21 protein-coding genes are annotated in these 17,410 nt (G+C 65.3%); 10 read left to right on the top strand and 11 right to left on the bottom strand.

Going from position 1 to position 17,410, the window contains the following annotated elements; all coding sequences use genetic code 11:
• Positions 1–106 precede the first annotated feature (106 nt).
• The 3 genes from A7X65_RS02615 to A7X65_RS02625 form a co-directional block, all read right to left on the bottom strand.
• On the bottom strand, positions 107–1,099 hold the full coding sequence (locus tag A7X65_RS02615) for a dienelactone hydrolase family protein (RefSeq protein ID WP_063682779.1): 993 nt from the start codon (positions 1,097–1,099) through the stop codon (positions 107–109).
• A 193-nt stretch (positions 1,100–1,292) separates the two neighbouring features.
• Complete coding sequence (locus tag A7X65_RS02620) at positions 1,293–1,889, bottom strand: hypothetical protein (protein WP_063682780.1); 597 nt, start codon at positions 1,887–1,889, stop codon at positions 1,293–1,295.
• A 130-nt stretch (positions 1,890–2,019) separates the two neighbouring features.
• Positions 2,020–2,424: a DUF4260 domain-containing protein gene (locus tag A7X65_RS02625; RefSeq protein ID WP_063682781.1), complete on the bottom strand. Its 405-nt coding sequence runs from the start codon at positions 2,422–2,424 to the stop codon at positions 2,020–2,022.
• A gap of 149 nt (positions 2,425–2,573) precedes the next feature.
• Here A7X65_RS02625 and A7X65_RS02630 point away from each other — a divergent pair, with 149 nt between their 5' ends.
• From A7X65_RS02630 to A7X65_RS02640, 3 genes are all read left to right on the top strand, one after another.
• Positions 2,574–4,106, top strand: coding sequence for an acyl-CoA carboxylase subunit beta (locus tag A7X65_RS02630; protein ID WP_063682782.1), 1,533 nt, complete (start codon positions 2,574–2,576; stop codon positions 4,104–4,106).
• A 132-nt stretch (positions 4,107–4,238) separates the two neighbouring features.
• Entirely contained in the window at positions 4,239–4,562 is a 324-nt protein-coding gene (locus A7X65_RS02635) for a hypothetical protein (protein WP_063682783.1), read from the top strand.
• Complete coding sequence (locus A7X65_RS02640; protein ID WP_063682784.1) at positions 4,559–4,906, top strand: hypothetical protein; 348 nt, start codon at positions 4,559–4,561, stop codon at positions 4,904–4,906. The genes A7X65_RS02635 and A7X65_RS02640 overlap by 4 nt, the downstream gene beginning before the upstream one ends.
• A gap of 127 nt (positions 4,907–5,033) precedes the next feature.
• Here the strand turns inward: A7X65_RS02640 and A7X65_RS02645 are convergent, their stop codons facing one another.
• The 3 genes from A7X65_RS02645 to A7X65_RS02655 form a co-directional block, all read right to left on the bottom strand.
• Complete coding sequence (locus tag A7X65_RS02645) at positions 5,034–5,690, bottom strand: glutathione S-transferase family protein (RefSeq protein WP_063682785.1); 657 nt, start codon at positions 5,688–5,690, stop codon at positions 5,034–5,036.
• A 167-nt stretch (positions 5,691–5,857) separates the two neighbouring features.
• Positions 5,858–6,307, bottom strand: a complete 450-nt coding sequence (locus tag A7X65_RS02650; RefSeq protein WP_145660326.1) for a hypothetical protein — start codon at positions 6,305–6,307, stop codon at positions 5,858–5,860.
• Between the two features lie 187 nt (positions 6,308–6,494).
• The gene (locus A7X65_RS02655; protein WP_063682787.1) at positions 6,495–8,453 is read right to left on the bottom strand and encodes an alpha/beta hydrolase domain-containing protein; all 1,959 of its coding nucleotides are present in this window, start codon (positions 8,451–8,453) and stop codon (positions 6,495–6,497) included.
• Positions 8,454–8,878: 425 nt separating this feature from the next.
• Here A7X65_RS02655 and A7X65_RS02660 point away from each other — a divergent pair, with 425 nt between their 5' ends.
• The 3 genes from A7X65_RS02660 to A7X65_RS02670 all read left to right on the top strand — a co-directional run bounded on the left by A7X65_RS02660 (position 8,879) and on the right by A7X65_RS02670 (position 10,275).
• Positions 8,879–9,394, top strand: coding sequence for a hypothetical protein (locus A7X65_RS02660; RefSeq protein WP_063682788.1), 516 nt, complete (start codon positions 8,879–8,881; stop codon positions 9,392–9,394).
• An 84-nt stretch (positions 9,395–9,478) separates the two neighbouring features.
• Positions 9,479–9,793, top strand: a complete 315-nt coding sequence (locus A7X65_RS02665) for a hypothetical protein (RefSeq protein WP_063682789.1) — start codon at positions 9,479–9,481, stop codon at positions 9,791–9,793.
• Positions 9,794–9,993: 200 nt separating this feature from the next.
• Positions 9,994–10,275 (top strand): twin-arginine translocation signal domain-containing protein, encoded by a 282-nt coding sequence (locus A7X65_RS02670; RefSeq protein ID WP_063682790.1) that lies wholly within the window; start codon positions 9,994–9,996, stop codon positions 10,273–10,275.
• A 153-nt stretch (positions 10,276–10,428) separates the two neighbouring features.
• Here the strand turns inward: A7X65_RS02670 and A7X65_RS02675 are convergent, their stop codons facing one another.
• The 3 genes from A7X65_RS02675 to A7X65_RS02685 all read right to left on the bottom strand — a co-directional run bounded on the left by A7X65_RS02675 (position 10,429) and on the right by A7X65_RS02685 (position 12,842).
• Positions 10,429–10,671 carry a GCG_CRPN prefix-to-repeats domain-containing protein gene (locus A7X65_RS02675; RefSeq protein WP_063682791.1) on the bottom strand — a complete coding sequence of 81 codons (243 nt, stop codon included), beginning with the start codon at positions 10,669–10,671 and terminating at the stop codon, positions 10,429–10,431.
• Positions 10,672–10,996: 325 nt separating this feature from the next.
• On the bottom strand, positions 10,997–12,004 hold the full coding sequence (locus A7X65_RS02680; protein ID WP_063684767.1) for an alpha/beta fold hydrolase: 1,008 nt from the start codon (positions 12,002–12,004) through the stop codon (positions 10,997–10,999).
• Positions 12,005–12,143: 139 nt separating this feature from the next.
• Positions 12,144–12,842 carry an ArsR/SmtB family transcription factor gene (locus A7X65_RS02685; protein ID WP_063682792.1) on the bottom strand — a complete coding sequence of 233 codons (699 nt, stop codon included), beginning with the start codon at positions 12,840–12,842 and terminating at the stop codon, positions 12,144–12,146.
• 148 nt (positions 12,843–12,990) lie between these two features.
• Between A7X65_RS02685 and A7X65_RS02690 the strand changes: the two genes are divergently transcribed.
• The 3 genes from A7X65_RS02690 to A7X65_RS02700 are packed head-to-tail and all read left to right on the top strand — an operon-like array spanning position 12,991 to position 14,535.
• On the top strand, positions 12,991–13,299 hold the full coding sequence (locus A7X65_RS02690) for an NIPSNAP family protein (protein ID WP_063682793.1): 309 nt from the start codon (positions 12,991–12,993) through the stop codon (positions 13,297–13,299).
• Between the two features lie 24 nt (positions 13,300–13,323).
• The gene (locus A7X65_RS02695) at positions 13,324–13,674 is read left to right on the top strand and encodes an antibiotic biosynthesis monooxygenase family protein (protein WP_063682794.1); all 351 of its coding nucleotides are present in this window, start codon (positions 13,324–13,326) and stop codon (positions 13,672–13,674) included.
• Positions 13,675–13,725: 51 nt separating this feature from the next.
• Positions 13,726–14,535, top strand: a complete 810-nt coding sequence (locus tag A7X65_RS02700; protein WP_063682795.1) for an isocitrate lyase/PEP mutase family protein — start codon at positions 13,726–13,728, stop codon at positions 14,533–14,535.
• 137 nt (positions 14,536–14,672) lie between these two features.
• Here the strand turns inward: A7X65_RS02700 and A7X65_RS02705 are convergent, their stop codons facing one another.
• Positions 14,673–15,101 (bottom strand): hypothetical protein, encoded by a 429-nt coding sequence (locus A7X65_RS02705; protein WP_063682796.1) that lies wholly within the window; start codon positions 15,099–15,101, stop codon positions 14,673–14,675.
• 165 nt (positions 15,102–15,266) lie between these two features.
• On the opposite strand from A7X65_RS02705, the gene A7X65_RS02710 reads away from it, so the two are divergent.
• Entirely contained in the window at positions 15,267–15,911 is a 645-nt protein-coding gene (locus tag A7X65_RS02710; protein WP_063682797.1) for a trimeric intracellular cation channel family protein, read from the top strand.
• A gap of 127 nt (positions 15,912–16,038) precedes the next feature.
• On the opposite strand, the gene A7X65_RS02715 is transcribed toward A7X65_RS02710, so the two are convergent.
• Entirely contained in the window at positions 16,039–17,253 is a 1,215-nt protein-coding gene (locus tag A7X65_RS02715) for a cytochrome c (protein WP_063684768.1), read from the bottom strand.
• Positions 17,254–17,410 lie beyond the last annotated feature (157 nt).

The following is a 17,410-nucleotide window of genomic DNA, read 5'->3' on the forward strand; positions in this document are numbered from 1 at the left end:
GGTGCCGTAGGGTGGGCAAAGCGAAGCGTGCCCACGAATTGCGGTTGACGGAGAGAGAGCGTGGGCACGGCGCCGTGCGCCTTTGCCCACCCTACGGCAGTCGGGCCTATCCCAGCTTGAACAGCGCCTGCAGGAACTCCTCCACCGCCTTGCGCGACTCCGCGGCGGTGGTCGGATTGCCGCCGACATGCGGATTGAGCTCGACGCAGGCATCCTTGTAGGTGAACGGCGCGTTGGTGTCGCCGTTCATCAAGACGCCGCCGTCGCCCTCCCTGATCTTGCAGTTGCGCACGGTCTGCGCGTTGGCGGAGACCGCAACGGTGTTGACGCCGAGCAGGCCGCTGTCGAAGCCGTGTGCGCTGTCGGGGTATTCGGTTAGCACCACGTCGCGGCCGGCGGCCTTGAGCCGCTCGACGAAGGCCTTGCAGCTCTTGACCGGATTGTAGTCGTCGGGCGTGCCGTGGAAGATGCGGATCGGGCGCGCGGCGACGTCGCCGTCGCCCTGATACGTCGTCGAGCAATCCGGGTAGAACGGGATGTACGCGGCGAACTGGACGCCGGACTTGTTCCAGAGCTTGTTGAAGCGATCGAGGCTTGCATAGAGCGTCGCCTGGCCGCCGCGCGAAAATCCCATCAGCACGATGCGGTCAGGGTCGACGCGCGGATGCTTCGCCAGGATCTCCAGCGAGCGGTAGATGTCGACGATCAGATTGAGCCGGCCGAGCAGGGCCTGGTTCGGTCCCACCACCGTCAGCCCGCGGCCGGTGAAACCGTCGATCACGAAGGTCGAGATGCCCATGGCGTTGAAGGCGTGCACCCAGGCTTCCGTGGTGGCGCCGACGCCGCTGGAGCCATGCATCAGCACCACGACGGGCAGCTTGCCGCTGCCTTGGGCAACGCGGAATTCGCCGGCAACCGTCACCGGCTTGGCGGCGGCCGCGTCGCCGCTGAGGAACTGCTGGTCGGAGAGGGTGAGCGAGGGGATCGGATAGATCTCGGCGCGGGTGGCGACTTCCTTCGGCAGCGCCTGCGCATTGGCAAGCGCGGTGGACGCGCAGAGCGCAATGAGCGTTGCAGCGACGCGGAATGCCGTCGGCATCGGATCCTCCCTTATGATTTTGGGGGAGTAGACCAACGGACCTGCGCGCTGTCAATTTGTCGCGGGCCGCTGAGCCTCCACGGCGTCATGGCCGGGCTTGTCCCGGCCATCCACGATCTTATTCAGCAGCACAAAACGTGGATGCCCGGGACAAGCCCGGCCATGACGACCTCTTGTGGATGCGCATATGCGATTAGCCCTTGTCGGCCGTCTTCTTCGCGGTCAGCGCCTGGTCGATGGCGAAGCCGCCGATCTCGCTCATCGCCTGCGAGATCACGTCGCCGCTTCGGGCAAAGCCGCTGGAGAGATAGTCGAACTGCGTCCGCGCCAGCCGCAGCACCTCGATCGGCACGGACACTATGGTCTCGTTGAAGCTGTCGACGGAGGCGCGCAAGGCGTCCAGCTCGCTCGTGAGCTTGCCGATGTGGCTTTCAGCGTGCTGCATCAGCCCGAGCAGCTTGGTGCGCTCGGCATCGAAGGCCGCGCGCTCGGCGGCGGCCGCTGCGGTGACCTCGGCAAGCTGGCTGCGCAGCGCCTCGATCTGGCCGACCATGGCGTCGGAGGCGAGCTCGGCGGCCACGCGCAGCTCGGTGCTGCGCATGCTCTCTTCCTGCGTCTGATGGTAGAGCCGCTCGGCCGACATCGCCCGATGGCCGAACTGCTCGATCAGGCTGGCCGCGCGCAGCAGCATCTCGCCGTTGCGCCCCGACACCATGCTGGCCATGCGCCGCAGGAAGTCGATGGTTTCGGACGATGGGTTCAGCGGCAGTGGGACGACCGTCGCGGACATGGTGTTGCTGGAGCCAGGGCATCATGACAGCCGCCGTACCGACTGGGCTCACGCAACACTCGGCGCCTGATCGCAAGGCCTTGAAGCAAGCCTGAATCGGGCCGCGGGGTCAACCGGCCGGGCCGTCAAATCACGCGTCCTTCTGCCGCCCGATCCGGCCGAGATGGGTGAAGCCGAACCCCGCGGAATATTTCAGGCCGTAGCCGAGCGCCCGGTCGATGCCGATATGGGCGAGCCAGATCAAGGCGATGGACAGGGTGAGGGGCGAGGCGAGGCCGAAACCCAGGGTCAGCAGCGCCACCGGCGCCATGTAGCTGTGGGCGGCGTTGTAGACGAGGGCGCCGAATTTGACGTCGGACAGGTATGCCAGGAAGCTCAAATCGGGCACGAAGAACAGCAGGGCGAACACCAGCCAGGAGCCGTCCCAGGCCGCGTACAGCATCACCATGCCGGCGAACAGGGTCAGGCCCTCCAGCCGCAGCAGGATGTTGACGCCGCCAGTTGCCGCACCCGTCTCGGCTGTTCCTTCAGTCATGCTCGTCTCCCGGACAAAACTTTGTAATTCCTTGCGCTTTCACGCTGCGGCAGGGCAGCCCTGCGGCGCCGAAAGCCGCTTCCCGGTCCGCAAAATGCCGTGTTAGAACCCCCGGCAAGCGTGGCTTAGTTAAATACTGGCGGGAGCAAATGAAACACATCCTGGACGCCCTTGAAGATCGTCGTGCCGGCGCAAAGCTCGGCGGCGGGGAGAAGCGCATCGAGGCGCAGCACGCCCGCGGCAAGCTGACCGCACGCGAGCGCATCGAGCTGCTGCTCGACAAGGGATCGTTCGAGGAGTTCGACATGTTCGTCGAGCACCGCTCCACCGAGTTCGGCATGGAGAAGAACAAGATCCCCGGCGACGGCGTCGTCACCGGCTGGGGCACGGTGAATGGCCGCAAGACTTTTGTCTTTGCCAAGGACTTCACGGTGTTCGGCGGCTCGCTGTCCGAGACCCACGCGCTGAAAATCACAAAACTGCAGGATATGGCGATGAAGGCGCGGGCGCCCATCATCGGCCTCTATGACGCGGGCGGCGCGCGCATCCAGGAGGGCGTCGCCGCGCTCGCCGGCTATTCCTACGTGTTCCGCCGCAACGTGCTGGCCTCGGGCGTGATCCCGCAGATCTCCGTCATCATGGGCCCCTGCGCCGGCGGCGACGTCTATTCGCCTGCCATGACCGACTTCATCTTCATGGTGAAGAACACCAGCTACATGTTCGTCACCGGCCCCGACGTGGTGAAGACCGTGACCAACGAGGTCGTCACGGCGGAAGAACTCGGCGGCGCCTCGGTGCACGCCACGCGCTCCTCAATCGCCGACGGCGCCTTCGAGAACGACGTCGAGACGCTCTTGCAGATGCGGCGCCTGATCGACTTCCTGCCGTCCAACAACACCGATGGCGTGCCGGAATGGCCGAGCTTCGACGACATCGGCCGGGTCGACATGTCGCTCGACACCTTGATCCCGGACAATCCGAACAAGCCCTACGACATGAAGGAGCTGATCCTGAAGGTCGTGGACGAGGGCGACTTCTTCGAGATCGCCGACATGTTCGCCAAGAACATCGTCACCGGCTTCGGCCGCATCGCGGGCCGCACCGTCGGCTTCGTCGCCAACCAGCCGATGGTGCTCGCCGGCGTGCTCGACAGCGATGCCTCGCGCAAAGCGGCTCGCTTCGTCCGCTTCTGCGACGCCTTCAATATCCCGATCGTCACCTTCGTGGACGTGCCGGGCTTCCTGCCGGGCACCGCGCAGGAATATGGCGGCCTGATCAAGCACGGCGCGAAGCTGCTGTTCGCCTATTCGCAGTGCACCGTGCCGCTGGTGACCATCATCACCCGCAAGGCCTATGGCGGCGCCTTCGACGTCATGGCCTCCAAGGAGATCGGCGCCGACATGAACTACGCCTGGCCGACCGCCCAGATCGCGGTGATGGGCGCCAAGGGCGCGGTCGAGATCATCTTCCGCTCGGACATCGGCGACCCCGACAAGATCGCCGCGCGCACCAAGGAATACGAAGACCGCTTCCTGTCACCGTTCATCGCCGCCGAGCGCGGCTATATCGACGACGTCATCATGCCGCACTCGACCAGGAAGCGCATCGCGCGGGCGCTGGCGATGCTGAAGGACAAGAAGGTCGAGGCGCCGGCGAAGAAGCACGACAATTTGCCGTTGTGAGATGGACGTAGCCCGGATGAGCGAAAGCGACATCCGGGTCTTTGCCCAGGTCCCGCATGTCGCTTCGCTCATGCGGGCTACGGGTGGAAGCAGGGAAGCGCAGTGACGCCGCGCCGTCGGTCGGAAAAGCAGATGATCGGGGAGCTGGAAGCAGGACGCGAGCGCCTGCTATCGGCGCCGGCCTCACGGAGGTTGCTATCGCTGCTTAGGCAGCGTCTGCAGTCGATCACCCGGAATATCTACATCGTCCGCCATATTCCGGAACAATACGAGGAACTATACGATATTCTCGTCGACGGGACGACCATCGTCTATGTTGAGCTTCCGCGCGATGCGAGCAGTACGGAGATTGTCTTCGAGAAGAGCAGCGTCAAAGAGTACTTGGACGCCCACAGGCGCATGACAAAGCCAGATCGTCGTAAACTAGAACTCGCGCTCGAGCTTGCCCAACAATGACCGAAGACGATCCGACCGACGAAATCTCCGACATCGAAGACCGGATCGAGGCTCTCGCCGAGATCGCCGAACGATGCCGGAAGTATATCCTGGCGTCCAAGATCGCCATCGGCGGCGGGACCGCTTTGCTGTTGATCACCATTCTTGGTTTGTTGGGGACCGGTCAGACCGCGGCGCTCGGATCGATCGCGCTTGTGCTGGGCGGGATCGTGTCGCTCGGCTCGAACATCAGCACGCTGCGGCAGACGGATGAAGCGATCGGTGCTGCGGAGGCGCGGCGCGCTGCGTTGATCAGCAGCATCGACCTGCGATTGGTTGCAGACGCGCCCTTGAAGCTGGTGTGACGCGTGCGTCCACCTGCGTAGGGTGGGTTAGCGTCAGCGTAACCCACCTCTTTTCTATCAGCGGCGACAGAATTGGTGGGTTACGCCCGGCGGACTGCGCTTCGCGCAGCCGCAGGGCTAACCCACCCTACGAGTTCTCGCGCGCCTTATCGGCCGCAGCGAAATGCGCCATCTGATCCGCGTGAGCCTTCGCAAACGCCGGACGACCCGTGGCGCGCGCGAGATAGGCGCGGCAGGCGGGGCTGTCCGCCAGGCCGTCGTAGCGATCGACGGGGCGCAGCACGTCGGCCATCAGGATGTCGGCGACGGAGAAGGAGCCCGCCAGCCATTCGCGGTCGGCCAGCACCGGCTCGAGATGCTTGAGGCGGAGTTTCAGGAAGCCGTCGACGAACTTCACGGCCGGTGAACCGTCGTCGCTGCCGGTGAACTTGAACATGGACCAGGGCAGGCTCGCCATCTCCACCGAATTGAGCGCCGCGAACAGCCATTTCGTCGCCTCGCTGCGGCCGCGCGGATCCGGCGGCATCAGCTTCGCGCTGAGCTCGCCGAGATGCAGCAGGATCGCGCCGCTCTCGAAGATGGAGAGGTCGCCGTCGGTCAGCCACGGCACCTGGCCGAACGGCTGGTGCGCCAGATGCGCCGCGCTCCGGTCGCCGAACGGCACGCTATCAACGCGGTACGGCAGGCCGGCCTCTTCGAGCGCCCAGCGCACGCGGAGGTCCCGCACGAGGCCGCGCGGGGGCGGGGGAACCCAGTCGAAGGTCGTCAAGGTGAGGTCGGGCATAGGGTGTCTCCGTGCTGTCCTAGGCATAGGACGGATGGACGACGCGCGTTCCGACACGGGAGAACGAATTTTCGTAGGATGGGTAGAGCGAAGCGAAACCCATCATGTCCTTGCTCGGCGAGACGATGGGTTTCGCTTCGCTCTACCCATCCTACAGGCCTATGGCCTCACCGGCACGCCGGGTAGCCGAAGCGCTTGACGATCTCGCCTCCCGAAATCGAATGAAAGGCGAAGGTGTCCATGAAATGATTGTCGGTGACGTACTGGCGCAAGGCGGCGTTGTAGGTGCTCGCCATTTGCTGCGTGCGCGACGGGCTGATGATGCCCTTTCTCATGGAGCCGCCCGCATGAAACAACAAGGTCGCGCCTGATGTGACGCAGACATTGCGGATCGAAAGGAACATGGTGCAGGCGGATTGACAGTGGCTGTCGATGCGGAAGCGTTCGCCTGACGCGTTGTACTGCGCGATCACCGCCAGGAATCGATCGAACTCGGCAGGCGTCGCGGCGCCGTAGCCCATATGCAGGGACGAGACCGAGCCGTCGGCATGGGCTGGTTGTGCAGCCAGGCTGCAGGACATGATGAGAAATCCAAGCGCGGGCAACGCACGCGCCAATCGTCGCCATCTGTGCAAAGCACTCTCCTGAATAAATTGAGTTCGTATGAAAGCGGTAACTCCGTCAGTTTGGCAGAGTCCGTAGGGTGGGCAAAGGCGCGCTTGCGCCGTGCCCACGCTCTTTTGATCCGCCGGACAGGTGGTGGGCACGCTTGCGCTTTGCCCACCCTACGGCAGCGTGGCCTCCTTACTGCCCCAGCTTCGCCAGCCTGCCTTGCTTCGCTGCTTCCACCGCACGCTCGGCATCCTCCGGCAGCAGCAACCGTTCCGCCACCTGCCGTGCCGCCTCGCGCTTCACCGCCGCGACATAGGCGCCGTCATCCGCGTAGCGCTCCGCGATCGACAGCCGGGGATCGTGCACTTCCTTCCGTGCGGCTTCCGTCGGGGCGAAGGGCACCACGGCGCCTTGCAGGGGATAGAGCGCGGTCGGGCCAAAGCCCTGCGCGCGCGGATTCCAGGCGGTGTAGGTCGCGCGGGGCACCGCCAAGGCAAGCTGGCGGATGCCTGCGATGGCCATGCCGTCGGTGTCCGCCTTCGGCACGAACACGGGATAGCGGCCGATCTCCTTCGGCGGCAGCACGCTCTGGTCGGAGAAGGCAGCCAGCGTATGGATGCCGGCGTAGGGCAGGCCGGGAATGTCCGAGGGCACGGCGCCTTGCGTCGGCACGAGCGTGCCGTGGGCGCGCATGGGGATCCGGCTTGCCGGCGGCCTGGTGCCGTCGCTGATCCAGGCGTTGAGGTCGGTGAGCAGCGCGCGCATCGGCATGCCGGCATGCATCGGGTTCTGCGGCAGCGACATCGCCGGCAAACCCTTCTTCATCACGTCGGCGGCTTCGGCGAAATGCGGCGTGCCGGAGATCATGTAGGCGCGGACGTTGTCGGGGAGGTCGAGATGGTTGCCGGCGAGATCGGTGACCAGCAGCGAGGCGTGCGAGGCCCACCATTCGTGCTCGCTGTCGGTCTGCATGATCCTGGGGCAGGTGGCCGAGAGCGAACAGCGTCGCAGCAGGCCGTCGGTCTTGCCGGAATAGGGATCGCTCAACGTCGCGTAGGTGAACGGGAACAGGTCGGCCTGCCACGCCGGATCCTGCAGATGGCGCGGATTGCGGCCGGGCTGGCCGAAGCGGACGTTGGTTGCCATGCGCCTTGTGCCCGCGACATGCGGCATCAAGCCGTCGAACACGGTGCGGCCCGACAAATCCTCGTTGAAGCCGAGATAGAGGAAGTCGCGCAGGAAGCGGCCGGACTGCGAGACGCCGAAGCCGATGGCGCGGCTCACCGAGGGATGCAATCCGTTCAACAGCGGGTTTGCCGGCGTCTCGTCGCGACGCAGGAAGCTGACGACGTCGCGCACGGCGGCATAGCCCATGCCGAGCGGCACCGGATCGCGCGCGGTGTAGGTGACCTCGTAGAGCGCGCCGGCATCGAAACCGTCGGGCCGGGTGATCTCGACCGTATTGGGATCGATGATCTTCGCGGAGAGACCCGGTGGCGTCTGCCGCGGATCGGCCCAGGCCGCGCGCACGGTGACGGTGAGGTTGGCCGCATCCGCCGCCGGCCATGTCAGCGTCGCGCGTGTGGGATTGGTCGTGTTGTCGAACACGAACTCCTCGCGCGCCGGGCCGGTGACGCTCTTCAGCACCGGTGCGGTGAGCGCCATCTGGCCGGGCTTGGAGGGGATGTCGCCCTGCCAACCGACCCAGACCATCGTAAAGCCCTGGCGGTGCAGGAAGCCGATGCCGGCATCCTCGGCCTTGTCGGCGTTGTTGGCGCCGGGCTGGGCGGAATCGTCGAACAGTTGCGGCGCCAGCTTGCGGCCGCGATTAGGCACCTCGAGCAGCAGCGTGCCGTTGCTGTGTGCGGGATCGCTGGGCCTGAGGATCACGACATCGGCGGTGGCCTCGACCTTGCCGTCGGCGCCGCGCGGTGCGAGCGCGAGATCAGTGATCACGGCATTGCGGTCGTCCGACGGGTTGAGCGCGAAGGTCGCGCGCGCGGTGATCCGCTCATAGGTGCCGACATTGCCGAAGCTGCGGCCGGCAAAGGCGGGCTCGCGTGCGAGGATGTCGAAGCGGACGATTTCGGCGGACGAGGCCGCGGGCCACAGGCAGGCGATCGCGATGAGACCCGAGATGATCCTGCGCATGGGCGTTCCTTCCCCGTGATCGCGCGAGGCGCGAGGCCCCGTCGCGTAGGTTGTTGTTGTTGTCCCAATCCATAGCACGCGGTGGCCCTAGCCGATACGCCGGCCCGGCATACGGCTCATGAGCCGATCGGTGTCCATCGGGCTGCAAGATTCCTGTTTCAGCTATCGCGCGACTGTACTACCTTAGGGTTATTATTTTTCATATTTCAATCGAGGCCGATATGACACCCACCGACGAGACTCCGCAGGACGCGGAGAGGCCCGCCAATACTGATCCCGCCAACGAAGCAGCGACGCCCCCCGTCGTACAGACGGCGCAGGACCCAGCCCCGCTGACTCCGCCTCCGCCTCCGCCGCCTCCGACACCGCCGGTCGTCGCCGCGCCGCGGGAGATCGATCGGGCGCTCCTGCGAACCTACAAGTTCATGCTGATCTACCAGTTTGGTGGAGCGCTGCTGCTTGGCGGCGGGATGCTTGCATCGCTGCTGCTTGCTTATCTGTTCAAGGGCAGCTTCCAGCCGCCGCTTCTGCTGCTCGTCGTGCTGGTGGGCATGTTGGGCGCGTTCTTCAGCGCGTTGACACGGCTCTACAGGATCGAGCAACTGGCGGATGCGGTGATATCGCCGACGGTCAGTCAGCTTGGTGCGTTCTATCTGCTGGTCTTTTCCCTGATAGCGCCCGTGGTCGGCGGCATCGCGGCGCTCGTACTCTACGTGTCCTTCGCGGGCGAGTTCCTTCAGGGCGGCCTGTTTCCGTCGATCAAGTGCAAGGGTGAGTGCGGCTCCTTCGTCGACGTCATCGCCAATTATGTTCCCAACGAACCGAAGGACTATGCCAAGGCGTTGGTCTGGGGGTTCATTGCGGGCTTCTCCGAGCGCCTCGTGCCGGACACCTTGCAGACATTCGCAACGCAGCGAGGGGCGCAAAGGCCGGCGGTCTGATCGCGCATCCCGGGGATGAGCAGGCGGGTGGGTTTGGTGCCGGCCATCGGTTATGATGGCTGCCAAACAACAGGAGGAAATCCGATGCCCGCCGCATTCTTCGTCGTCCGCGCCACTGTCACCGATGCGAGCAAGCGCGCCGCCTTCGACAAATGGTACGAGACCGAGCACGTGCCGGATGCGGTGAAGGCATTCGGCGTGAGCAAAGCCTGGCGGTTCTGGAGCCTGGACGATCCCTCGCTGCACCAGGCCATGTATCAGTTCGATGACGAGGCAAAGCTTACGGCCATGCTGAAGGGCGATGCGCTGAAACAGCTCGTCGCCGATTTCCAACGCGACTGGCCCGAGGTGAAGCGCACGCGCGAGACGCTGGTGCTGGCCCAGCAGTTCGGGGCGTAACGACACAGTTCGTAGCCCGCGGATGGAGCGGAGCGCAATCCGGGGCGGTGCGTCCACAACGACAGTTTCCCGGATTACGCAGCGCTCCATCCGGGCTACAGCAACTCCGAGCGAACCTGAACGCGCGATTCAGCTTCGGTTCATGTCGTGACCGCGACACTTCCTCTGCATCACTTGCGCGATATTCCAGAGGAGATGTCATGGAGCGTCGGAACTTTTTGAAACTTGCATTGGGTGTTGCGGCGGGAGCTGCCGCGCTCACCACCGCCGCGCAGGCTGCGCCGCTGTCACCGCAGCCGCTTGGCGGTCCGAACCGGATGCCCGAAGGCAATCCCGACGCCCATCCTGCCGTCACCACCAGCGATGAAGCCGCGCAGCTCAAGCCCGAGCAGGTGCACTGGCATGGCCACCATCGCCACTGGGGCTGGCGCCGCCGTCATTGGGGCTGGCATCGCCGGCGCTGGCATCGCCGCCACTGGTAAGCGCTCGGCCGTCGAGCGTGGGAACGGGGATCGCGCTTCGCGGTCCCCGTTTCGATTTGTRACTATCGCCGACGAGCCACTCGGAGGCCCGCAAAAGAAAATGGCCGCGCAGGCTGAACCTGCGCGGCCATCTTGCAATGCGGAAAGACGAGATCAGATCGGGCGGCAGCGGCCGGCGTACCAGCGGAAGCCGTAGGGGCACACGCGCGGGCGCACCACGACAACGGGCGCGGGGGCCGGGGCCACGACGACAACCGGCGGACGCCCGGCCATCGGACGGCAGCCGCCATAGGGGCCACGGTACCAGCCGGGGCCGCAGCCGCCGGCGGCGCTGGCCGCCTCGCTGAAACCGACGACGGCGCTCGCGAGCATGACGGCGGCAAAGAGATATTTCATTTGATCTTCCTTCTCGTCCTTGGGGCAGATTGTTTGGGGGGAAAGTCTTCAGGGCAAGTCGTTAGGGCTCGGCGCTTGCGGCGCACAATGAATCAAAAGACACGATTCGACACGTTAAATCTGGGGAGGACGTGCCGACACGTCGCGATCCAAACCTGCCAATCATGACCTGAATGCGGCATGAACGCTTCCCGCATCCTGCCTCAGGCGACATCCAGATGTCGCCAAAGCACGATCCGGAAAACCGCAGCGCGGCTTTCCGGAAAGGTCATGCGTAAACAAGAACCTGAAGCGCGATGATCGTCCGCCCAGGTCTCATCGCGCCTCAGCGGCCGAGAAAGCCCAGCACCAGCTCCTTGTACTTCTCCGGTGCCTCCAGGAAGACGAGATGCCCGGTATCCGGGACCACCTCGGCGCGCGCGTTCGGCATCTTCGCGGCGAGTTGCTTGGCGAGCTCGGCGTTCTGCCCCATCTTTGCGCGCAGCGCCTCGGGCGCGAGCGGCCGGCCCGGCGCGTTGTGGTCGTCGGCGCCCATGATGAACAGCGTCGGCAGCGCGATCAGCGGGATCTCGTGCGCCACCGGCTCGCGATAGATCATCTGGCCGGACGAGACGAAGGCACGCAGCCAGCGCGGATAATCCGGGCTGCCCTTGATGTTGAAGCGGGCGTCGATGAAAGGCGTGATCGCCTCCGGCGGCAGCTTGATCGCGTAATTGGTCTGGAGCTGCTTGCGATAGCCGTCCGGGGTGAGCTTGTCCTCGGACTCGACGATCTTCTCGGTCGGCGTCGGCGGCACGTAGAGGCGGTAGTCCTCGAGGCCAATGGGGGCCGTCAGGACAAGATGTGAGACGCGATCGGGATAGGCGCGCGCGATGCGCACGCCGAGCATGCCGCCGAGCGAGTGCGCGACGACCTCGGCCTTGTCGATCTTGAGATGGTCGAGCAGCGCGATGGTGTTGCGCGCCAGATTGTCGAAATGCAGCTCGCCCGCGGGCTTGGAGGATTTGCCGAAGCCGATCTGGTCCGGCACCACGACGCGGTAGCCGGCCTCGCTCAGCATCTTGATGACGGGCGCCCAGTAGCTCGACGGAAAATTGCGCCCGTGCAGCAGCACCACGGTCCGGCCGTTCGGCTGCTGGGGGGCGACGTCCATGTAGGCCATGCTGAGCTGCTCGCCGTCGTTGACCACGGGCAGCAGGTGCACGGGATAGGGATAGGCAAAACCTTCGAGCGCGATGCCGTAGGGTTCGCGTTGGGGCGTGTCGGCGGCGCGGGATGCAAGCGGGATAGCGAAGAGGGCGGCAGCGAGAGCAGCCGGGAGAATGCGGTTCATGAAGGTCTCCGTCATGCCCGGGCCTGTCCCGGGCATCCACGTGCCAGCGGCAATAAAGACGTGGATGGCCGGGTCAAGCCCGGCCATGACGACGGCGAGAGTTCACACGCGATTGTGTGTCGTCACGCGTCTCGCGTGATCAATCCTTGCCGTTCCCGAACAGCGCCGCGAACTGCTTCTCGCCGGTGCGGGTGAAGTTCACCACGCGGCTGCCCGGGGTGGCATCGCGCGCCGCCCATTTCAGCTCGGCGAAACGCTGCATCATGGCGGCGCCCAGCGTGCCGGCGAGATGGTGGCGCCGCTCGCTCCAGTCGAGGCAGGCCTTGCAGACGGGCCGGCGGGGGTGGGCGAGCATTTCGGACGAGATCTGCAGATGCTTGGCGAGAAAGCGCTCGCCCTCGGTCGTCAGCTCGATGTCCTGCTTCTTCTGCCGGACCAGGTTGCGCTCGCGCATGGTGTCGAGCATCTGCACGCCGAGATCGCCGGCGAGATGGTCGTAGCAGATCCGCGCGCGCCGCAGCGCGGGGTCCTTCGGCCCGGTGCGGACGCGCATGTGGCCGGTGCGCGCCGCAAGGCCGGCAAGGCCTTCGAGCACGCCGGCGACGTCGTCGTCGGTGAGGCGGTAGTAGCGGTGCCGGCCCTGCTTCTCCGGCTCGACCAGTCCGCCGGCCTCGAGCTTCGACAGATGCGAGCTCGCGGTCTGCGGCGTGATGCCGGCCTCCTGCGCGAGCTCGCTCGCGGTGAGCGCGCGGCCGTTCATCAGCGCCGTGAGCATGTTGGCGCGGGCGGGATCGCCGACCAGCGCAGCGACCATGGCAATGTCGGGTCCTGATTTCATGCTTCGATGGTAGCCGAAGCATTGTGGTCGGGCAAGGGCGTAGCGTGTTGCTGCAAACACGTCATTGCGAGCGAAGCGAAGCAATCCAGATGCTTCAGCGGCGACGGCGTCGCTTGCGCTTCTCGCGACGAAAATTCAGGAGCCCACCATGTCCGTCACCGTCTTCATCCGCTACCAGCTCGATCCGTTCAAGCGCGCGCAGTTCGAGGAGTATTCGAAGCGCTGGCTCACCATCATTCCGAAATGCGGCGGCGACCTGATCGGCTATTTCATGCCGCATGAGGGCACCAACAACATCGCGTCTGCGCTGATCACCTTCGAGAGTCTTGCCGCCTACGAGGCCTATCGCGCCCGGCTGCGGCAGGATGCGGAAGGCATGGCGAATTTCAACTACGCCGAGGAGCACAAATTCATCCTCGCGGAAGAGCGCACCTTCTTGCGCAAGGTGGTATTGTAGGCCTCCAACAAGAAGGAGAAGCCTATGATCGCCGTGATCTTCGAGGTCTGGCCCAAGCCGGAACACCGCCAGGACTATTTCGACCTCGCCGCCGATCTCAAGCCGCTGCTGCAAACCATCGACGGCTTCATCTCGGTCGAGCGTTTCGAGAGCCTGACCGAGAAGGGCAAGATCCTCTCGGTGTCGTTCTGGCGGGACGAGGCCGCCGTGCAGGCCTGGCGCAACACCATGGAGCACCGCCGCACCCAGGCCAAGGGCAGGGCGCAGATCTTTGCGGACTATCATCTGCGCATCGCCAGCGTCGTCAGGGACTACAGCATGACCGACCGCGAGCAGGCGCCGAAGGACAGCCGCGCGGTGCACGATGCGCACTAGCGCGCTCGAACATGCGTGCCTATGTCTGCGCGGCCAACAAGGGAGAGAAACATGCATGTGACAACCGCTGACAAGCGGGCCGCGTTCAGGAAGATGCACGAGAGCGGCTGCTTCATCCTGCCCAATCCGGTCGATGTCGGCAGCGCGAAAGCCTTGCAGCATCTCGGTTTCAAGGCGATCGCCTCGTCGAGCGCGGGCTTTGCCTGGACCATCGGCAAGGCCGACAATCACGTCACCGTCGAGGACGTCTGTCAGCATCTGGCAGCATTGAGCTCGGCCGTCGACATTCCCGTCAACGCCGATTTCGAGGGCGGCTTCGCGGTCGAGCCGGACAGGGTCGCGGACAATGTCGAGCGCGGTGTGCGCACCGGCGTTGCCGGCCTGTCGATCGAGGATTCCACCGGCGACAAGGACAAGCCGATCTACGATCGCGCGCTCGCGGTCGAGCGCATCAAGGCCTCGCGCAAGGCGATCGGCGACAGCGGCACGCTGCTGGTCGGCCGCTGCGAAGCCTATCTGTGGGGCGTCACCGATCTCAAGCTCGTCATCGACCGGCTCACCGCCTATGCGGACGCCGGCGCCGACTGCCTGTATGCGCCGGGGCTCAAGACCCGCGAGGACATCGCCGCGGTAGTGAAGGCGGTCGCGCCAAAGCCGTTCAATCTGCTGATCGGTGCGTCCGGCCTGTCGCTCAGGGAGGCCGAGGATCTCGGCGTGCGCCGCATCAGCGTCGGCGGCTCGCTCGCCCGCGCCGCCTGGGGCGGCTTCATGCGCGCGGCCAAGGAGATGGCGGAGAAGGGAACGTTTGCCGAGCTCGGCAGCGGTTATTCCGGCGGCGAGCTCAACAAGATGTTCAGCTAGCGGCGCAACGAGACAAACGAAAAGCGGCGGGATGTCGAGTCCCGCCGCCTTCTCATCCTCTCGGAGTCATTCACCACTCGATCGCCCGGTCAAGCCGGGCGATGACAGTTGCGTGCTACGCGACGGCAGTCGCGACGTTACTTCGCGCCGTCAGACGGCGTCTGCGTATCCGGCGCCGGCTTTGCAGCAGGCGTGTCCGGAGCCGGAGCGGCCGGCTTGGTCGGTGCTGCACCCGTGGTCATGCCCGGCTCGGTGTTGTTGCGCGGCGTCACGTCACGCATGCCGGGAGGGGCGGCCGGATTGGCCGGCGCCGTCTGCTGAGCAGTGCGCGACGTCGGCTCGGTGCTCGCCTGGTTGCCCGTGGTCGAGTTGTTCAAGCCGTAGAACACCGCGCCCAGCACCAGGGCGACGGCCACCGCGAACAATGCGACCTTGCCGCTGGAGGCGGGGCCTTCGCCGAGCTCGGGATCTGCTTGAAGGTCGCCGTCCCGGCGTGCCGCGCGAAGATACTCATCGTCGGCGAGGTTCGGGCGATACGGATCGTTGGGAAAACGGTCGTCAGCCATCGATTGGTCTCCTCGGTTAAGACGCCGGGACAACCCTCAGCTGCGAGATTCTGTTCCGCCCGCTTTATGCTTTCGTCGCATGTTGCCTCGGCGTAGGGAATCGGGAACCTGTTTCGTCAGGAACCCCGTGCGCGAGTTCCATTGCAGGGAGAAGGGAACACGGCGATGTGGAGCCCGCCGCCGACCGATAGCGTGCTGCATTTCCTGTCGCTGGTCGCGGTGGCCGCGCAGGGCATGACGGCTGCGCTCGCTGCGGGGCGCCGCAGCATGGACTGGCTAGGGGTCTGCTTCCTCGGCTGCATCACCGCGCTCGGCGGCGGCACGCTGCGCGATCTCTTTCTCGGACATTATCCGCTGGCCTGGGTGCAGAACCCGATCTATCTCGCGCTGGCCGGCGGTGCCGCGTTCCTCACCATCCTGATCGCGCGTCTCGTGCACCGGCTGAAGGTCGCCTTCATCGTGCTCGATGCGATCGGCCTCGTCGTCTTCACGATGGCGGGTTGCAACGTTGCCTGGCAGACGGACGCCTCGCTGCCGATCGTCATCGTCTCGGGCATGGTGACGGGTTGTGCCGGCGGCGTGCTGCGCGACGTACTCTGCAACGACGTTCCGCTGCTGTTCCGCTCCGAGCTTTACGCCAGCGTTTCGGTCGTGACGGGCCTGTTCTACGCCACCGCGTTCGGCCTCAATCTCAACGCCGAGCTCTGGACCATGTTGACCTTCGTCCTCGGCATCAGCTTCCGCCTGCTGGCGGTGCGCTACAAATGGGAGATGCCGAAATTCGTCTTCACGGGGGATGAGGAGAGGTAGGGCTTACTTCGCCCGCTCCATCCACACCGTCATGGCCGGGCTTGTCCCGGCCATCCACGTCTTGCTCACCGCACCAGAACGTGGATGCCCGGGACAAGCCCGGGCATGACGACTGAGGGCGGAGGGGTCAATCACCACCACGCGCCTTCGCCACCTGCGCCGGCGTCACCAGCGGCGCGGCGTTGCCCCAGGAATTGCGGATGTAGTTCGTGACCGCCGCGATCTCGTCGTCGGACAATTGTTTCGCGTAGCCCGGCATCTCGCCGGTGTTCGGCGCGCGCGGCGTCGTCACGGTGTGGGCGCCGTCGAGAATGATGCGCAGGGTCGAGGCCGGATTGACCGATTGCAGCAGCGCGTTGCCGGGCAGCGGCGGATAGATCCGCGGCGCGCCCGATCCGTCGGCCTCATGACAGGCGACGCAGAGCTTCGCATAGACGACCTGGCCGGCCGTCATCTCGGCCTCCTCGGGCGGCGTCACGATCGTCTCGCGCCGCGCCGGCGGCAGGCTCTTCAGGTAAACCGCGATTGCGCGGACATCGACATCGCTCATCTTCGCCGTCGAGTTGACGACGACCTCGGCCATCGGTCCGCCGGCATGGCTCCTGGCGTTGCGGCCGCTCTGCAGATATTCGGCGACGTCTGCCTCGCTCCAGGATTTCAAGCCCGTGCGCGCGGCGCCGTCGAGCCTTGGCGCATACCAGCCGCCGACCTCGTTGCCCGAGAGCGCCTGCGCCTGCTTGTCCGCGCCGAAATAGTTCTTCGGCGTATGGCAGGCACCGCAATGGCCGAGCCCGGTGACGAGATAGCCGCCTCTGTTCCAAGCCGCGCTCTGGCTCTGGTCCGGCTCGAACAGGCCGGGCTTGAAATACATCGCGTTCCAGATCCGCATCAGGCCGCGATAGCCGAACGGCCAGCGCAGCTCCGGCGGCTTGTTGCGGCTGACGATGGGCGCAAGGCTGCCGAGATAGGCCCGGATCGCCAGCGTGTCGTCCTTCGTCATCTTCGTGAAGTAGGGGTAGGGGAACGCCGGGTAATAATTCGAGCCGTCGGGCGCGATGCCATAGCGCAGGGCGCGGGTGAAGTCGGCATCCGCCCAGGCGCCGATCCCGGTGTCGCGGTCGGGCGTCAGGTTCGGCGTGTAGATCGCGCCGAAGGGCGTGTCGATGCGTTTGCCCCCCGCAAACGGTTTGGCCGGATCGGCGGTGTGGCAGCCCGCGCAATCGCCGGCTTCGACCAGGGCCTTGCCATAGGCGATCAGCTCCGGCGCCGGCTCGGCGGCGCGGGCCGCATTTGTCACCGCAACCGCACTGCACAACGCGAGACTGGCCAGAATCGTCCGCATCGAAAGTCTCTCCTGCGACCAATCGACCTCGTCCAGCATGCGAGGTGCGTCGATTCATTTCGTGATGGCCGGGGTATGGTGACACAAATTGCAAATGCGCGATGCCTTTCAGGCCACGAAATTGCGATTTTTACCCGGCGCTCGCTTTGGTCCAGAT

The sequence above is a fragment of the Bradyrhizobium stylosanthis genome (assembly GCF_001641335.1).
In the GTDB taxonomy this organism is placed as follows: Bacteria; Pseudomonadota; Alphaproteobacteria; order Rhizobiales; family Xanthobacteraceae; genus Bradyrhizobium; species Bradyrhizobium stylosanthis.

Bases quoted from the DNA above. Each gene is read 5' to 3' on its own strand.
- A7X65_RS02620 (WP_063682780.1), bottom strand. From the start codon at position 1,889: ATGTCCGCGACGGTCGTCCCACTGCCGCTGAACCCATCGTCCGAAACC.
- A7X65_RS02685 (WP_063682792.1), bottom strand. From the start codon at position 12,842: ATGAAATCAGGACCCGACATTGCCATGGTCGCTGCGCTGGTCGGCGAT.
- A7X65_RS02700 (WP_063682795.1), top strand. From the start codon at position 13,726: ATGCATGTGACAACCGCTGACAAGCGGGCCGCGTTCAGGAAGATGCAC.
- A7X65_RS02655 (WP_063682787.1), bottom strand. From the start codon at position 8,453: ATGCGCAGGATCATCTCGGGTCTCATCGCGATCGCCTGCCTGTGGCCC.
- A7X65_RS02645 (WP_063682785.1), bottom strand. From the start codon at position 5,690: ATGCCCGACCTCACCTTGACGACCTTCGACTGGGTTCCCCCGCCCCCG.
- A7X65_RS02670 (WP_063682790.1), top strand. From the start codon at position 9,994: ATGGAGCGTCGGAACTTTTTGAAACTTGCATTGGGTGTTGCGGCGGGA.
- A7X65_RS02695 (WP_063682794.1), top strand. From the start codon at position 13,324: ATGATCGCCGTGATCTTCGAGGTCTGGCCCAAGCCGGAACACCGCCAG.
- A7X65_RS02660 (WP_063682788.1), top strand. From the start codon at position 8,879: ATGCTGATCTACCAGTTTGGTGGAGCGCTGCTGCTTGGCGGCGGGATG.
- A7X65_RS02690 (WP_063682793.1), top strand. From the start codon at position 12,991: ATGTCCGTCACCGTCTTCATCCGCTACCAGCTCGATCCGTTCAAGCGC.
- A7X65_RS02665 (WP_063682789.1), top strand. From the start codon at position 9,479: ATGCCCGCCGCATTCTTCGTCGTCCGCGCCACTGTCACCGATGCGAGC.
- A7X65_RS02635 (WP_063682783.1), top strand. From the start codon at position 4,239: ATGATCGGGGAGCTGGAAGCAGGACGCGAGCGCCTGCTATCGGCGCCG.
- A7X65_RS02675 (WP_063682791.1), bottom strand. From the start codon at position 10,671: ATGAAATATCTCTTTGCCGCCGTCATGCTCGCGAGCGCCGTCGTCGGT.
- A7X65_RS02710 (WP_063682797.1), top strand. From the start codon at position 15,267: ATGTGGAGCCCGCCGCCGACCGATAGCGTGCTGCATTTCCTGTCGCTG.
- A7X65_RS02625 (WP_063682781.1), bottom strand. From the start codon at position 2,424: ATGACTGAAGGAACAGCCGAGACGGGTGCGGCAACTGGCGGCGTCAAC.
- A7X65_RS02640 (WP_063682784.1), top strand. From the start codon at position 4,559: ATGACCGAAGACGATCCGACCGACGAAATCTCCGACATCGAAGACCGG.
- A7X65_RS02630 (WP_063682782.1), top strand. From the start codon at position 2,574: ATGAAACACATCCTGGACGCCCTTGAAGATCGTCGTGCCGGCGCAAAG.
- A7X65_RS02715 (WP_063684768.1), bottom strand. From the start codon at position 17,253: ATGCGGACGATTCTGGCCAGTCTCGCGTTGTGCAGTGCGGTTGCGGTG.
- A7X65_RS02705 (WP_063682796.1), bottom strand. From the start codon at position 15,101: ATGGCTGACGACCGTTTTCCCAACGATCCGTATCGCCCGAACCTCGCC.
- A7X65_RS02615 (WP_063682779.1), bottom strand. From the start codon at position 1,099: ATGCCGACGGCATTCCGCGTCGCTGCAACGCTCATTGCGCTCTGCGCG.
- A7X65_RS02680 (WP_063684767.1), bottom strand. From the start codon at position 12,004: ATGAACCGCATTCTCCCGGCTGCTCTCGCTGCCGCCCTCTTCGCTATC.